The sequence below is a fragment of the Cupriavidus sp. Met-2 genome, assembly GCF_049843575.1.
Classification (GTDB): Bacteria; Pseudomonadota; Gammaproteobacteria; order Burkholderiales; family Burkholderiaceae; genus Cupriavidus; species Cupriavidus metallidurans.
This window is the reverse complement of record NZ_JBBHZL010000006.1, coordinates 131,331-146,021: the sequence shown is the minus strand read 5'-3', so window position 1 is coordinate 146,021 and position 14,691 is coordinate 131,331. Positions and strand designations below refer to the sequence as shown.

The following is a 14,691-nucleotide window of genomic DNA, read 5'->3' as shown; positions in this document are numbered from 1 at the left end:
CGGCCCGGCGGTGTTTCCTTGCCCGGTCTTGCGCGATGCTGCAGTGCATCAGAGATTTGCACGCGGTACCTGTAGCGAGAGGAGGGAGAGAACATGCGCCTATCGTGCGCGGGCCCGTCGCGGCTCAATATTCTTTGGCGCGACCTGCTGTTCGTGCTCTGCATGAACACGGTGATCGCCGTCAGCCTCAACTACGGCTTCCGTACCGCCGGAACGCTGCTCCAGAATTTTGCCTACAGCCAGCTGATCGGTCTCTCGATCTGGGTGCTGATCGATATCCCCCGCGTCCTGATCTGGTGGAACGATCGTCCGCGTCGATGGCCGTTCATGTGCCTGGCCGTGGTGGCGGTGCCAATGGGCGTGGTGATGGGTAGCTGGGCGACACGCGAATTGCTGGGGCTGCCGGAGAAGTCCGCGGCGGAGACCGGCGACATGCTGCGCATGTGCCTGATCGTCGGGATGCTGGCGTCGGCGAGCATGATCTACTTCTACTGGTCGCGCGAGAAGCTGGCGTACCTGGAGCGGCAGGCCGCGCTCGACGCCTTGCAGCGCGAGGAAGCCGAAAAGCAACTCGTGCGCGCCCAGTTGATGGCGCTGCAGGCACAGATCGAGCCGCATTTCCTGTTCAACTCGCTGGCCAATCTCGACGGCCTGATCGCCACCGACCCCCGCGCGGCGCGCCAGTTGCTGCAGCGGCTGATCGGTTTCCTGCGCATGTCGTTGTCCCACACCCGCGCTGAGCATTGCACGCTGGCGCAGGAGTTCGAGTTGCTGCGCAGCTACCTCGATATCCAGGGTATGCGATTTGGCGCGCGGCTCGATTACGAGATCGACCTGCCGCCAGCGCTGGCCGAGGCGGAGATTCCGCCGATGCTGGTGCAGCCGCTGGTCGAGAACGCGGTGACTCACGGTATCGAGCCGTGCATGCGCGGCGGGAAGATCGTGCTGTCCGCGCGCGAGACTGGGGACGGCAGCCTGCAGGTGGTCATCGCCGACACCGGCGTGGGATTCAGCCAGGGCAATAAGGGCAGCAAGGGCGGTTCCGGGCTTGGCCTGACCCATGTGCGCGAGCGCCTGGCACGGATCTTCGGCGCAGCGGCCACGATGCAAATGGAAGAGAACACGCCACGTGGTGTGGTAGTGCGCCTGACGTTGCCGCTCCAGCGCGGTTTCGAACCAATGTCCGTACCGGTTCGCGCCGCTGCGGGCGCCGCCGATCTGCAACATGCGCCTGCCGGTGTGGCCCCGGCAGTTTCCCGATCCTGATTGCACAGCCTGACAATTCATCCCCATGTCTCCGACGCTGCTGATCGCCGACGACGAACCGTTGCTCGCGCGCGTGCTGGAATCCGAACTGAAGGCGCTGTGGCCAGAGGCCCAGATCGTCGCCGTGGTGCATGACGGCGTGGCGGCGCTGGAGGCCACGCGCGATCAGCAACCCGATGTGGCCTTCCTTGATATCCGGATGCCGGGTATGAGTGGCATGGACGTGGCTCGCGAGTTGATCGAATTCGACCGGCCGCCGCTGGTGGTGTTCGTCACCGCCTATGACCAGTTCGCACTAGAAGCCTTCGAGCGCGCGGCGGTCGATTACGTGCTCAAGCCCGTGCAGCATGAGCGGCTGGAAGCCACCGTCGGCCGCCTGAAGGCGCGCATGGCCGCCCGGATCGAAGCGGAGGAAGAGGGCGATGCCGATAGCGACATCGGCACGATGGTCGACACGGACCGATTGGGGCAATTACTGCAGCGGCTGGAAATGCTGGAGAGACCCGCACAGGCACGGGGCCAGTATCTGCGATTCATCAAGGCGTTGGTGGGGCAGGAGGTGCGCATCATCCCGGTGGACGAAGTGGTCTATCTGGAAGCCACCGACAAGTACGTGAACGTGGTGTCCAGCAACGGCGAGGCGCTGATCCGCACGAGCCTGAGGGAGTTGATGCAGCAACTCGACCCTGACCGTTTCTGGCAGATCCACCGCGGCACGGTGGTCAATATCGACTGCGTGGCCAGCGCGGCGACGCAATCGCTTGGGCGCCTGTCGCTCAAGCTGCGCAATCGCCCGGAATCGCTGGCGGTCGCCAGGCAGTACGCCCATCTGTTCAAGCAGATGTAGCGCGGCCGAGTGTCTCCAAATTCCTCTAAGATGACTGCCTCGTCAGTTCCCATCCAGAGGAGTCAGAGATGAAGCCTGTTATGAAGCCCGTAACCACCGATATTTGCGACGCCAATGAAGACCGCCTGGCCGATGGCTCCCTGCGCGTTCTGACGCCGGGGTTCCTCCATTTCGGCAAGCGCATGGCCTTTTCGGGGCCTGCCGTGACGCTCAAAGTGTTCGAGGACAACTCAATGGTGCGCGCCACGCTGGAAACGCCGGGTGCGGGTCGGGTGCTGGTAGTGGATGGGGGTGGTTCGATGCGTTGCGCGCTGGTTGGCGGGATGCTCGGCGTGCTGGCCGAGAAGAATGGCTGGGCTGGGATCATCGTGAACGGCTGCGTGCGGGATTCGGAAGAGCTCAAGGTGTGCGACGTCGGCATCCGCGCGCTGGGCGTGCATCCGCAGAAAAGCCAGAAGCGCAATGTCGGTCAGGAGGACGTGACCGTGCAGATGCCGGGTGCGGTCGTGCGGCCGGGCAACTGGATCTACGCGGACGCCGATGGCGTGCTGGTCTCCGACGAGAAGCTGGACGGGGCCTGAGCCATGCCGCGAGTGTTTGTCTATGGCACGCTGCGTGCCGGCGAGGTCAATGACCTGAATCGCGCTGCCACGCGCCACGGCATCGAGGCACCCACGCTGGTGGGTACCGGGACGATTGCCGGTCGGCTCTACGATTTTGGTACCTATCCCGGGCTGGTGCTCGATGCCGCCGCTGGCCCGGTTGCCGGGGACATCTACGACATCCCCGATGCGCTGCTGCCGGTGCTGGACGAGATCGAAGAGGTCTACCCCGGGCAGGCCACCTTGTTCGTGCGCGAAACCCAACCTGTGGCGCTGGCCGGAGCGGCGACCGACTGCCTGCTGTATCCGGTTGCCGATAGCGCGGTGACGGGCCTGGTGTGCATCGATAGCGGTGACTGGGTTGCCTATCGGCGCGCGCGGGACGCGGCGGCTGCCTGACGGCAGAAGAATCGCGTTTCAAACGCCGTTGCCCGGTGCGCGGCGGCGTTAGCATGGCCGACGATGACATCCTTCACTGTCAACGGACGCCATGACCCCTGTAGATTCCGCACATCCTGAGTTCCCTCCGCCCGCTCCGACACACTTCGCCGTGCAGTCCGGCCCAGTGAGGCTGGCTGCCACAGCGTGGGGCGATCCGGGCCATCCGGTGGTCGTGCTCGTGCACGGCTATCCGGACAACAGCCATGTCTGGCATGGCGTGGCGCAAGCCTTGGCCGGCCGCTTCCGTGTGGTGGCCTACGATGTGCGCGGTGCTGGGACATCCGATGTGCCGGCTGGCGTGGCGGATTACCGGCTCGAACGCCTGGCCGACGACTTCATCGCTGTCATCGACGCGGTGTCGCCGGATCGGCCGGTGCATCTGGTGGGCCACGACTGGGGTTCGATCCAGGGATGGGAGTTCGTGACTGATCCGCGTCTCTACGGTCGCATCGCCTCGTTCACCTCCTGTTCCGGGCCTTGTCTCGATCACGCCGCCCGCGCGTTGCGCGAGCCGCCCCGGCACTGGGGCGCCACGCTGCGTCAGGCACTGGCATCGTGGTACATCGTGTTCTTCCATATTCCCGGCTTGCCAGAGTGGAACTGGAAACTCTGGCTGGGACGTAACTGGACGTTCTGGCTGCGCCGGACGGAAGGGCTCCATACCGCCGCCAACCCGACGCAGACCGCCGATGGCGTCCATGGCCTGCGCCTGTACCGCGCCAACATCAGAACCCGATTGCGTCATCCGCACAACCGTCACGCGCACGCGCCGGTGCAGGTGATTGTGCCGACGCGCGACCGCTATGTGCGCCCCGCCGTGACGGAAGGCGTGGGACGCTGGGCCGCACAGGCGTGGCGGCGTCCCGTGGATGCCCCCCACTGGTTTCCGCTTGCCGATCCCCAGCGCATGGCGGCAATGGTGCGCGAATTTGTCGACCATCTGCAGGGCGCGCCAGCGTCCCCCGCGCTGCAGTCCGCACGTGTTACGTCGGAGGCAGGCAAAATTTCATAATGCGGAAAGATGTTTTGTTTCGCAAAAATACGAGCGTGCGGGGCACAAGAGGGTTTCTCATGATGAAAGATTGCTTGCCGTATGGTGGAAGGATTGATCTAAGTCACTGTTTGTAAAGAGATAAAAAACGAGGTGATCACCACATAAGTCGCTTGTTGCAACGCGGGAGTCTTCTCTACACTCTTATATAAGACACATGACTTGAGACGCGAAATGCACAGCGTCCGGGTCGCTCGGCAGATGAGTACGGTGGGTGTCACAGAATCCAACGCCAATCGCCTAGTTGTTATCAGGAGAGTGAACATGACGTCGCGCCAACAACAGATTGAAGCCCTGCAGAAGGATTGGGACACCAATCCACGCTGGAAGGGTGTGAAGCGCAACTTCACCGCCGAAGATGTGGTTCGTCTGCGCGGCTCGGTCCAGATCGAGCACACGCTGGCCCGCCGCGGCGCGGAAAAACTCTGGCACCTGCTGAACACCGAGCCGTTCGTCAACACGCTCGGCGCGCTGACGGGCAATCAGGCCATGCAGCAGGTCAAGGCCGGTCTGAAGGCCATCTACCTGTCGGGCTGGCAAGTCGCTGGCGACGCCAATCTGGCCGGCGAAATGTACCCCGACCAGTCGCTGTACCCGGCCAACTCGGTGCCAATGGTCGTGAAGCGCATCAACAACACGTTCCAGCGTGCCGACCAGATCCAGTGGAGCGAAGGCAAGGGCGACATCGACTACTTCGCACCGATCGTGGCTGACGCGGAAGCCGGTTTTGGTGGCGTGCTGAATGCCTTCGAACTGATGAAGTCGATGATCGACGCGGGCGCTGCCGGCGTTCACTTCGAAGACCAGCTCGCTTCGGTGAAGAAGTGCGGGCACATGGGTGGCAAGGTGCTGGTGCCGACCCGCGAGGCTGTCGCCAAGCTGACCGCAGCGCGTCTCGCCGCCGACGTCTCGGGCGTGCCGACCCTGGTGATCGCCCGGACCGACGCGGAAGCCGCTGACCTTGTGACTTCCGACGTGGACGAGCGCGACCAGCCGTTTCTGACCGGCGAGCGTACCGTGGAGGGCTTCTTCCGTTCGAAGCCCGGCATCGAGCAGTCGATCGCCCGTGCCCTGGCCTATGCCGAGGTGGCTGACCTTGTGTGGTGCGAAACCGGCAAGCCGGACCTCGAGTTCGCCAAGCGCTTCGCACAAGCCGTGCACGCGAAGTTCCCGGGCAAGCTGTTGGCCTACAACTGCTCGCCATCGTTCAACTGGAAGAAGAACCTCGACGACGCAACGATCGCCAAGTTCCAGAAGGAACTCGGCGCGATGGGCTACAAGTTCCAGTTCATCACGTTGGCGGGCTTCCATTCGCTGAACTACTCAATGTTCAACCTGGCCCACGGCTACGCCCGCAACCAGATGTCGGCATTCGTGGAGTTGCAGGAAGCGGAATTCGCCGCCGCGGAGAAGGGCTTTACCGCTGTGAAGCACCAGCGCGAAGTGGGTACGGGCTACTTCGACGCCGTGACGCAGACCATCGAAGGCGGCCAGTCGTCGACGACGGCGCTCAAGGGATCGACCGAAGACGAACAGTTCTTTGAAAAGAAGGTGGCCTGATCCTGGTTTGAGACAGTAGAAACCTGAGGTTGCAGTACGCAACGCCGCGTCGTCCGGTAGGGGACGGCGCGGCGTTGTCTTTGGTGCGTGCTGGCCGGCTTACGTGTTCGCCGGGATGTAGAACTCTTCGAGTTCGAGCAGCGGCTGAAGCGCGTGGCCCCACTCCTTGTCCACATAGCCGCGCAGCTTGCCATCGGTCAGGAAGTTGGTCACGGCGCCGAGCGCCCACGCGTTGTTGTCATGCAGGATGCATTTGGCGACTGTGCCGCCTTGCACAGCGACGCTGTCCATCATGCCGTAGACCGGATGGTTCAGTGCCGGGAAGTTCTTGAGCAGCCGTTCCATGTTGGCCATGGTGGCCTCCGGTTGCTCCTCGATCAGCAGCAGCACGGAATAGATCGACACAACCGGCCCGGCGCGCGTGGATTCACGGTTCCCGTCTGGGCGGTAGCCGCCCACCGATAACGGCGGCGCGCCGAACTCCGTGTACCCGTTGGTGGACGGGATGGTGGCGGGCGAGAAGCCCCAGTAGCCATCGAATTTATCCTTGCCGTATTGGATGTGTGCCTTGGCCAAATTGGGGTGCGAACGGCCCCAGTTGTTGACGCCCCACTTGGCCTCGGAAATTACGACCGGCACCGCAAAGGTTTCGAATACGGAACCTCCGTTGGTCGGCATGAAGCGCAGTCCGCCGTACTGCCACGTGTCTTCATAGACGCGCACGCCTTCGTAGTTGCGGTATTTCGATTCGTCGATCTTTCCGGCAGCCCAGAGCGGTACCCGGTTGATGTGGAAGTACTGGCTGCGCGGCACCTGCCCGAGCGCGATGCCGGCGTAGGCCAGCAGCCGTGTTTCGCCCAGCAGCCCGTACGTGCCGCCCTGGTGCGTCTGGGTCTTGGGGTTGTACGAAATGAAGTATCGCTGGTTGGCGGGGTTCACCATCGTGTCGAACCGCATCTGGCCGAGGATGGCCTGCGCTTGCCCGGCGAGCGGGGGGTACGCCTGTTTGGCCAAGGCAAGGCTGACGGCCAGCCACGCGTTCTCGATCGACCCGACATCGCCGTTCGGCTCGGCCGTGATGCTGTCCGTCGCGCCGAGCAGCAAGCCGCCGATAGCGCCCTTTTCCCTGGCTTTCTGCTGGAGTCTGGCGATGGTGGTCAGCAGGCGGGCGACGCGCTGCTCGGCCTCGTCGGCCGGAATGAAGCCGAGATCCCGTGCCGCCGTGAGGTTCTGGATGTGCTGGCCGATGTTGCCGGTGAAGATCCACGGATAGGCGGATGCCACGCCATGGGTGTTCAGGCATGCACGGTTGGAAGGCAGAGCACGGCCCTTCGGATCCAGCGTCTCGGAAGCCTTCCATAGCGCCAGCGCGTACTCGCGCGCCTGGACCTTGAGCGCAGCGTGAGGGGGCGCATGCTTGCCCGTGGACTCCGGGTCAGGTTCGCGAGCTGGCGGCTCTGGCACCGGGGCAGGCGTCGTCTCCGTATCGCCTTGCTTTGGGTCGGGCTGGGGAGCAGGTGCTGAATTGGGAGCATCCCCAGCGCCGGACGGGGCTGCGGGGGTGTCCGTCGTGACGGGGTCCGTGCCGCCGCCGCCGCAGGCCATCAGCAGCGCGCTGATGCCGATGCAGAACGCCCGGCGCGCAAAGGAGAGTCCCCAGCTAAAGGAGAGTCCCGGGACATGGTGTGCCATGATCTAGCCAAGAATGCGTTGAATAACGCATTCTTGGCGGGATCGCGCACAATTAGAATCGTACTATGCCGATTTTTTGGCGTGTTATTGCTACGGACTGCAACATCGAGGGTGTGTCATCGATAGACAATCACCGGGATGTCAGTGTGGGTCAGCACCTTCTGCGTTTCGCTGCCGAGTAGCAGGCCCGACAGGCCGCGCCGGCCGTGGGATGCCATGAAGATGACATCGCAGCCATGGCGTTCCGCCGCGTCGATGATGCCGAGATAGGGCACCGCAAAGGTGGTCATGTCGGCATCGAACGGCAGGCCATCCGCCACGGCGGCGTTCTCGATTTCCTTCAGGTAGAGCCTGGCCTGGTTCTCGATGCGTTCCTTGAACGCTTGCGGAGCCTCAACCACGATCTCGCTGAAGGGTGTGTACGGATATTCCTCGAGACAGACGTAGGCGGTCACGCGGGCGCCGATGGCCTTGGCCAGTTCAAGACCGCCGTCGATGGCTTTCTTGGACAGCTCCGAGCCGTCGGTGGGCAGCAGAATGTGCTTGAACATACCGGACCTCCTTTTGTGAGTAGATAGGGGACCAGGCCGTGCAGCGCCTGTCTGACTTGATTGTAGTCAGAGTGCGCTGTGCGCCATTGCGAAATATCAATGCGTGAGGGAAAGCACTAGACGCATCGTGACAGCGGCGCAGGCGGTAGCCATCGATCTAGGCAGGTGCGGTGATATCGACGCCGGCGTTTGTGCTGGGTTGCGCCATTTCGGCGCGGCGCCAGTAGGCGGGGTTGCCGTAGGTGTTCTTGAGGTGGTCGATAAACAGGCGGACGCGCAGCGGCAGGTGCTTGCGTTGCGGAAAGACTGCGTGGATGCCGATCGGCGGCGCCTGGAATTCGTCGAGCACGGTTACAAGTCGGCCGCTGGCGATTTCCTGGCCGACTTCCCACCATGAACGCCAGGCGAGTCCGTAGCCGCCGAGGCACCACTCGTGGAGCACGGCACCGTCGGTGCATTCCATGTTGCCGCCTACCTTGACGGTAGTGGCCCGGCCGTCCTGCTGGAAGACCCAGCCGCGCTGAACGTTGGCGCTGGCGCCGAAGGCCAGACAATTGTGACGTGCCAGTTCCTCGGGCTGTGTCGGCGTGCCGGCACGCGCCAGGTATTCGGGGGAGGCGACGACGACGCGGCGGTTTTCCGCCAGCCGGATGGAGACCAGGCTCGAATCGGGCAGGTCGCCAAGCCGGATCGCGCAGTCGAAGCCTTCGTTGACCAGATCGACAACGCGGTCGGATAAATCGAGCGTGAGCGTGACGTCAGGATGCGATTCGATGAACAGGGGTACCAGCGGTGCCACGTGCTTGCGGCCGAAGCCGGCCGGCGCGGTGATGCGCAGGTGGCCGCTGGCCTTGACGCCGCCGGCGGAGACGCTGGCTTCGGCATTGTGAAGGTCATTGAGGATGCGCTGGCAATCCTCCAGGAACGCCGAGCCTTCAAACGTCAGGGTGATCTTGCGTGTGGTGCGTACCAGCAACTTCACGCCGAGCCGTTCTTCGAGCGCATCGATGCGACGCCCGATGATCGCGGGCGCGACGCCCTCCGCGGCCGCGGCGGCAGACAGGCTGCCACGTGATGCGACCGATACAAAGGTCTCCAACTGCTTGAATTGAGCCACGGATGTTCGCCGGTTGATACATAAGTCGAGGTCAAGTTGGGCAAGATTAGTGGTGCAAAAGTAAAAGATCAAGTGACCAGCCTTGGCTTTGCCGCACTGCAACGTCTCACTACAATTCGATGCATTCAATCGTGTACAGGTCCATTCAGTCGATCCGGTCGTTAGATGAGCAAGATTCGCGCGGTAGTTTTCGATGCTTACGGCACGCTGTTCGACGTGTATTCGGTCACGGCGCGCGCGGAGCAACTGTTCCCCGGCAAGGGCGAGACGCTGGCCCTGCTGTGGCGCGAGCGGCAGATCGACTACTCGCGGCTGCGTTCGCTCGCCGCGCCCGACGGATCGCGCTACAAGCCGTTCTGGGACATCACGATCGATGCGCTGCGCTACGCGGCCGAACGGCTCGGACTGCCGCTCGACGAAGCGGCGGAAGCGCAACTACTGAAGGAATACGCGTGCCTGTCGGCGTTTCCGGAGAACCTTGGCGCGCTCAAGCGGCTGCGCCGGGCGAATTTGCCGCTCGGCATCCTGTCCAATGGCAATCCGGAGATGCTCGACATCGCGGTGAAGAGCGCGGGGATGCACGGACTGTTCGACCACGTGCTGTCGGTCGATCCGGTGCGCCAGTACAAGACTTCGCCGGCCGCATACGCGCTGGGGCCGCAAGCGTTCAACCTGCCTGCTGGCGAGATCCTTTTTGTCTCGTCCAACTGCTGGGATGCCTGTGGCGCCACCTGGTTTGGCTACACCACTTTCTGGATCAATCGTGCCGGTCATCCGGCGGAGCGCCTCGACGTGGCGCCCACCGGTACCGGGCATGACATGAACGACCTGCTTGCTTTCGCTTCGCCACTGGTTGCCGCCACTGGCGTTGCGCTCTGACGAGCCAGGCCAACCCTTAACACACCATCGCACCTACAGGAGATGACTGATGGCTATCACGCTGCCCGCGGGCATGAAGATTACCGGCGAGATTCTGCCGGCTTATGAAGACATCCTGACGCCGGAAGCCCTGGCCCTGGTCGACAAGCTGCACCGTGCCTTCGAGGCCCGCCGTCAGGAACTGCTGGCCGCGCGCGTGGCGCGCACCAAGCGCCTCGACGCCGGCGAACTGCCCGACTTCCTGCCGGAAACCAAGAGCATCCGCGAAGGTGACTGGAAGGTTGCGCCGGTGCCGAAGGCGCTGGAATGCCGCCGCGTGGAAATCACCGGCCCGGTCGAAGCCAAGATGGTGATCAACGCCTTCAATTCGGGCGCTGACAGCTACATGACCGACTTCGAGGACTCCAACACCCCGAACTGGCACAACCAGATGCAGGGTCAGGTGAACCTGAAGGCCGCCGTGCGCCGCACGCTGACGCTGGACAGCAACGGAAAGCACTACAAGCTCAACGACAAGATCGCCACGCTGCAGGTGCGTCCGCGCGGCTGGCACCTGGACGAGAAGCACGTCACGATCGACGGCAAGCGCGTCTCGGGCGGCATCTTCGACTTCGCGCTGTTCCTGTTCCACAACGCCAAGGAGCAGATTGCCCGCGGCGCCGGCCCGTTCTTCTACCTGCCGAAGATGGAAAGCCATCTGGAAGCGCGTCTGTGGAACGACATCTTCGTGATGGCGCAGAACGAAATCGGTCTGCCGCAAGGCACGGTCAAGGCCACGGTGCTGATCGAGACGATCCTGGCCGCGTTCGAGATGGAAGAAATCCTGTACGAACTGCGCGACCACAGCGCTGGCCTGAACGCCGGCCGTTGGGACTACATCTTCTCGTGCATCAAGAAGTTCAAGGTCGACAAGAACTTCTGCCTGGCTGATCGCGCCAAGGTGACGATGACCTCGCCGTTCATGCGCGCCTACGCGCTGCTGCTGCTGAAGACCTGCCACAAGCGCGGCGCGCCTGCGATCGGCGGCATGAGCGCGCTGATCCCGATCAAGAACGATCCGGAGAAGAACGCTATCGCCATGCAGGGCATCATCGGCGACAAGCGCCGTGACGCCACCGACGGCTACGACGGCGGCTGGGTGGCCCACCCGGGTCTGGTCGAGCCGGCAATGAAGGAATTCGTGGACGTGCTGGGCGACCGCCCGAACCAGTTCGACAAGCAACGTCCGGACGTCGAAGTGAAGGGTGCCGACCTGCTGAACTTCCAGCCGGAAGCGCCGATCACCGAAGCCGGCCTGCGCATGAACATCAACGTCGGCATCCACTACCTGGGCGCCTGGCTGGCTGGCAATGGCTGCGTGCCGATCCACAACCTGATGGAAGACGCCGCCACCGCCGAGATCTCGCGCTCCCAGGTGTGGCAGTGGATCCGCTCGCCGAAGGGCAAGCTGGAAGACGGCCGCAAGGTGACCGCCGAGATGGTGCGCGCGCTGATTCCGGAAGAACTGGCCAAGGTCCGCGAAGTGGTGGGCGCAGGCGCCACGTACGACCGTGCCGCGCAGATCTTCGAGCAGATGTCGACTTCGGAAGACTTTGCCGAATTCCTGACGCTGCCGCTGTACGAAGAAGTCTGAGTCCGGGCGTCAGCCTGAAAAAAATCCCACGGTGATGAGCCGTGGGATTTTTTTTGCCGCCGTGACTGGATAAGAGCGTCGCGGTGGGGGCGTGGCCATGGCCAGCGCCCGCTCAGCGCTCCGCGTTGGCGCCGTAGCCATCGCCTTTCCACTCGATGAAGCAGAGTCCGTGTCCGAATGGGTCGGACAGCATGGCCTGCCGGCCCCAGTCGAAATCACGCGGCCAGTCTTCCAGTTCCGCTCCCGCGCCGAGCGCGCGCTCGATCGCCGGTTCCAGCGATTCGACCACGAAATCCAGATGCACCGGCGTCCAGTGGCGGGCGTAGTCGCGCCGGCTGTCGCTTCGCGTGGTGGCGAATGTGCCGGGCGGTTTTGCCAGCAGAAAGACCGGCGCGCAGGCGCCGTGCATTTCCGCCACCGTGCCGTCGAAGAGGGTGCGGGCGAGCCGCATCCCCAGTCCTGTTTCATAGAAGCCGATACCGCGTTCGAGGTCATCGACGTCGATGTTGATCAACAACTCCATGCCTGCCTCCTGAGCGCCTTCTGGGCGATGTTTCCGGTGCCGGGGTCATGTCGGCGGCCGCTCCTGACGGCTCCTGACTCCATGCCGGTACCGGGCGAGCATTGTGCGCCCAGGCTCCTGACAAAAGCTGTCAGGAGTGATGCACGAATGCCCACCCGCGATCGACCCGATCCGGGTCAAAAGCCACCGACGTTGGCACGCGAGAGGCCTCATAATACGGACATTCACGATTGGGAGAATCAAGTTGCGTTTCGAGCACCTGGTGGAGATCAATGACCCGGCCAACCCCACGCTGGAGCCGCTGACCGCGGACCAACTCTGGCAGGGACTGGTGTTGCGCGCGGAGTCGCCAGAGTTGTTCATGCTCGGGCTGGACCGGGCAGAGATCGTGGAAAGGGGTGACGGCTGGATCGAGCGCGTGCTGCATTTCGGTCAGGCCAACATACGCGACCGGGTCGTATTCGAGCCGCGCCGCGCCGTGCGGTACGAATCGGCAGCCACGGCCGAGCATGCGGGCGGCACGCTGACCATGATCATCGAGACCCCGGGGCCGGGCGCGTTGCTGGCGCGTTTCATCTACGAGACCACGATGCCGAACGTCGACGCTAGTGGCGATGACCGTTACGCCGAGATCGTCAAATCCGCCTACCACGAGGCCGACCTCGACACCGTGCGCAAGATCCGGGAGATCGCCGCGACGGGGCAGCTCGGGTGAAGCGCGAATCCACCGCGCCGGCAGGTACTGGCAGCGGGGAATCCGGAGGCGGCAACCACGGCGGTGGCGGCGGAGGGCCGCGCCGCGGTGGGCCCACGCGCGCGCAACTGCGCGCCCGCTATGGCGATCGCCTGCGCTGGCTGATCCTGTTGACGCTGATGCTTGGCACGGTGTCCTCCATCGTGTCATCGACCATTGTCAATGTCGCCATTCCGGACCTGAGCCGGCATTTCCTGCTCGGCCAGGAGCGCGCCCAATGGGTGGCGGCCAGCTTCATGATCGCCATGACGCTGTCGATGCTGCTCACCCCCTGGCTGCTGAACCGATATGGCCTGCGCAGGACCTTCATTGGTGCGCTGGCGCTGCTTGGTGCGGGTGGCCTGATAGGTGGTGTCGCGCCCACCTTCGGCGTGATGCTGGCGATGCGTGTGGCCGAAGGCGTCGCGGCGGGCATCATGCAGCCGCTGCCCAATATCTTCATCCTGCGTGTGTTCGACGAACGCGAGCAGGGCAAGGCCCTGTCGCTGTTCGGCTTCGGTGTGGTGCTGGCGCCGGCCGTCGGGCCCAGCGTGGGCGGCTTTCTCGTCGAGACATTCGGCTGGCGCTCGATCTTCTTCGTGGTGGTGCCGCTGACGCTGATCGCCCTGGCGATGGCGCGCCGCTTCATGGCGGTGGACTCCGCGATGATGGGTGAGCGCAAGCCGCTGGACTGGCGCGGGCTGATGCTGGTCGGCGTGGCTACTGTCAGCCTGCTCAACGGGCTGGTGGAGATGCGCGGCGACGTGCATTCCGGGATCGGACTGGTCGCCCTGGGCGTGGTCATGCTTGCTGGATTCGTGTTCTGGCAACTGCGCGCGCCGTATCCGCTGATGAACATGCGGCTGTACAGCTACCAGCAGTTCTCGGCCGGCGCCATTGTGGCGTTCATTTACGGGGCGGGGCTGTTCGGCTCCACGTACCTGCTGCCGGTCTATATGCAGATGGCGCTGTCCTATACGCCGTCGGCCGCGGGCATCGTGCTGATGCCGGCTGGCGTTGCGCTGGCGGTGACGATTGCCGTGGCCGGGCGCCTGACCAGCCGGGTCCCGCCGCACCGGCAGGTGTCGTTCGGGCTGGCACTGCTTGCGGGGTCGTTCCTGCTCATGGCCACCGGGTCGACGGCTACGCCATACCTGCTGCTGGTCTTATATGCGGTGATCGGCCGGATCGGCCTGGGCTGCGTCCTGCCCTCGCTGACAATGGGCTCGATGCGCGGGGTGGATTTCTCCATGATCGCGCAGGGCTCGAGCTGCATCAACTTCGTGCGGCAACTGGGCGGGGCGATCGGCGTGAGTCTGGCTGGTGTGGGGCTGCAATGGCGCCTTGCCGAACACGGTGCGGTGCTCGGCAAGGGCGGTGACGTGGCGGCCCAAGCCGCGCGCATCCAGGCTTTCGATGAGACTTTCCTGGCCGTGGGCGTGGTGATTGCCACGGCCATCCTGGCCGCCTGGCGCATCCGCCCGCGGCCAGTGCCGGCTGATTGATCAGCTGGCCTTGCCTTCGAGCAGGTCGGTCACGAGTTCGATGTACTTCTGCATCGCTTCCTCGCGGCCGGTGCCTTTGAGGGCTTCCCAAGCCTCGAACTTGTAGCGGCCCACGAAGTCGGTCATGCCCGGCTTGTCGCCGTGGGCATCGCCTTCAGCGCCTTGCTTGTACAACGCGTACAGACTCAGCAGCGTCATGTTGTTGGGACGCTCGCTCAGCGTCTTGACGTCAATCTGGGCCTGGTCGAAACGGGTCTGCAGGTCGCTCATGAATATCTCCGGTAAGGCGGT

At 63.8% G+C, this 14,691-nt stretch carries 15 protein-coding genes; 10 read left to right on the top strand and 5 right to left on the bottom strand.

The window, feature by feature from the left end:
• The first annotated feature begins 93 nt into the window (after window positions 1-93).
• The 6 genes from WD006_RS15220 (at window position 94) to aceA (ending at window position 5,767) form a co-directional block, all read left to right on the top strand.
• Window positions 94-1,266: a sensor histidine kinase gene (locus tag WD006_RS15220; RefSeq protein WP_011516141.1), complete on the top strand. Its 1,173-nt coding sequence runs from the start codon at window positions 94-96 to the stop codon at window positions 1,264-1,266.
• A gap of 25 nt (window positions 1,267-1,291) precedes the next feature.
• On the top strand, window positions 1,292-2,113 hold the full coding sequence (locus tag WD006_RS15215; protein WP_011516142.1) for a LytR/AlgR family response regulator transcription factor: 822 nt from the start codon (window positions 1,292-1,294) through the stop codon (window positions 2,111-2,113).
• Between the two features lie 80 nt (window positions 2,114-2,193).
• Complete coding sequence (gene rraA, locus WD006_RS15210) at window positions 2,194-2,694, top strand: ribonuclease E activity regulator RraA (RefSeq protein ID WP_029308091.1); 501 nt, start codon at window positions 2,194-2,196, stop codon at window positions 2,692-2,694.
• Between the two features lie 3 nt (window positions 2,695-2,697).
• Complete coding sequence (locus tag WD006_RS15205; protein WP_011516144.1) at window positions 2,698-3,114, top strand: gamma-glutamylcyclotransferase family protein; 417 nt, start codon at window positions 2,698-2,700, stop codon at window positions 3,112-3,114.
• 91 nt (window positions 3,115-3,205) lie between these two features.
• Complete coding sequence (locus WD006_RS15200; protein WP_029308090.1) at window positions 3,206-4,168, top strand: alpha/beta fold hydrolase; 963 nt, start codon at window positions 3,206-3,208, stop codon at window positions 4,166-4,168.
• A gap of 303 nt (window positions 4,169-4,471) precedes the next feature.
• Window positions 4,472-5,767 (top strand): isocitrate lyase, encoded by a 1,296-nt coding sequence (aceA, locus tag WD006_RS15195; protein ID WP_008649123.1) that lies wholly within the window; start codon window positions 4,472-4,474, stop codon window positions 5,765-5,767.
• Window positions 5,768-5,866: 99 nt separating this feature from the next.
• Here the strand turns inward: aceA and WD006_RS15190 are convergent, their stop codons facing one another.
• From WD006_RS15190 to WD006_RS15180, 3 genes are all read right to left on the bottom strand, one after another.
• Window positions 5,867-7,459 (bottom strand): DUF3131 domain-containing protein, encoded by a 1,593-nt coding sequence (locus WD006_RS15190; RefSeq protein ID WP_029308089.1) that lies wholly within the window; start codon window positions 7,457-7,459, stop codon window positions 5,867-5,869.
• Between the two features lie 116 nt (window positions 7,460-7,575).
• Window positions 7,576-8,010: a universal stress protein gene (locus WD006_RS15185; RefSeq protein ID WP_008649117.1), complete on the bottom strand. Its 435-nt coding sequence runs from the start codon at window positions 8,008-8,010 to the stop codon at window positions 7,576-7,578.
• A gap of 157 nt (window positions 8,011-8,167) precedes the next feature.
• Entirely contained in the window at window positions 8,168-9,127 is a 960-nt protein-coding gene (locus WD006_RS15180; RefSeq protein WP_008649116.1) for a LysR family transcriptional regulator, read from the bottom strand.
• Between the two features lie 165 nt (window positions 9,128-9,292).
• On the opposite strand from WD006_RS15180, the gene WD006_RS15175 reads away from it, so the two are divergent.
• Window positions 9,293-10,006: a haloacid dehalogenase type II gene (locus WD006_RS15175; protein ID WP_029308088.1), complete on the top strand. Its 714-nt coding sequence runs from the start codon at window positions 9,293-9,295 to the stop codon at window positions 10,004-10,006.
• A gap of 49 nt (window positions 10,007-10,055) precedes the next feature.
• On the top strand, window positions 10,056-11,639 hold the full coding sequence (gene aceB, locus WD006_RS15170; protein WP_029308087.1) for a malate synthase A: 1,584 nt from the start codon (window positions 10,056-10,058) through the stop codon (window positions 11,637-11,639).
• A gap of 112 nt (window positions 11,640-11,751) precedes the next feature.
• Here the strand turns inward: aceB and WD006_RS15165 are convergent, their stop codons facing one another.
• Complete coding sequence (locus tag WD006_RS15165) at window positions 11,752-12,162, bottom strand: VOC family protein (protein WP_008649113.1); 411 nt, start codon at window positions 12,160-12,162, stop codon at window positions 11,752-11,754.
• A 244-nt stretch (window positions 12,163-12,406) separates the two neighbouring features.
• Between WD006_RS15165 and WD006_RS15160 the strand changes: the two genes are divergently transcribed.
• Window positions 12,407-12,877, top strand: a complete 471-nt coding sequence (locus WD006_RS15160) for an SRPBCC family protein (protein WP_029308086.1) — start codon at window positions 12,407-12,409, stop codon at window positions 12,875-12,877.
• 107 nt (window positions 12,878-12,984) lie between these two features.
• Window positions 12,985-14,400, top strand: a complete 1,416-nt coding sequence (locus WD006_RS15155; protein ID WP_224446140.1) for a DHA2 family efflux MFS transporter permease subunit — start codon at window positions 12,985-12,987, stop codon at window positions 14,398-14,400.
• Here the strand turns inward: WD006_RS15155 and WD006_RS15150 are convergent, their stop codons facing one another.
• Window positions 14,401-14,670, bottom strand: a complete 270-nt coding sequence (locus tag WD006_RS15150; RefSeq protein WP_029308085.1) for an acyl-CoA-binding protein — start codon at window positions 14,668-14,670, stop codon at window positions 14,401-14,403. It abuts the gene before it with no gap.
• Window positions 14,671-14,691 lie beyond the last annotated feature (21 nt).

Coding starts and splice junctions, on each gene's coding strand:
- WD006_RS15220 (WP_011516141.1), top strand. CDS start 94: ATGCGCCTATCGTGCGCGGGCCCGTCGCGGCTCAATATTCTTTGGCGC.
- WD006_RS15215 (WP_011516142.1), top strand. CDS start 1,292: ATGTCTCCGACGCTGCTGATCGCCGACGACGAACCGTTGCTCGCGCGC.
- rraA (WP_029308091.1), top strand. CDS start 2,194: ATGAAGCCCGTAACCACCGATATTTGCGACGCCAATGAAGACCGCCTG.
- WD006_RS15205 (WP_011516144.1), top strand. CDS start 2,698: ATGCCGCGAGTGTTTGTCTATGGCACGCTGCGTGCCGGCGAGGTCAAT.
- WD006_RS15200 (WP_029308090.1), top strand. CDS start 3,206: ATGACCCCTGTAGATTCCGCACATCCTGAGTTCCCTCCGCCCGCTCCG.
- aceA (WP_008649123.1), top strand. CDS start 4,472: ATGACGTCGCGCCAACAACAGATTGAAGCCCTGCAGAAGGATTGGGAC.
- WD006_RS15190 (WP_029308089.1), bottom strand. CDS start 7,459: ATGGCACACCATGTCCCGGGACTCTCCTTTAGCTGGGGACTCTCCTTT.
- WD006_RS15185 (WP_008649117.1), bottom strand. CDS start 8,010: ATGTTCAAGCACATTCTGCTGCCCACCGACGGCTCGGAGCTGTCCAAG.
- WD006_RS15175 (WP_029308088.1), top strand. CDS start 9,293: ATGAGCAAGATTCGCGCGGTAGTTTTCGATGCTTACGGCACGCTGTTC.
- aceB (WP_029308087.1), top strand. CDS start 10,056: ATGGCTATCACGCTGCCCGCGGGCATGAAGATTACCGGCGAGATTCTG.
- WD006_RS15165 (WP_008649113.1), bottom strand. CDS start 12,162: ATGGAGTTGTTGATCAACATCGACGTCGATGACCTCGAACGCGGTATC.
- WD006_RS15150 (WP_029308085.1), bottom strand. CDS start 14,670: ATGAGCGACCTGCAGACCCGTTTCGACCAGGCCCAGATTGACGTCAAG.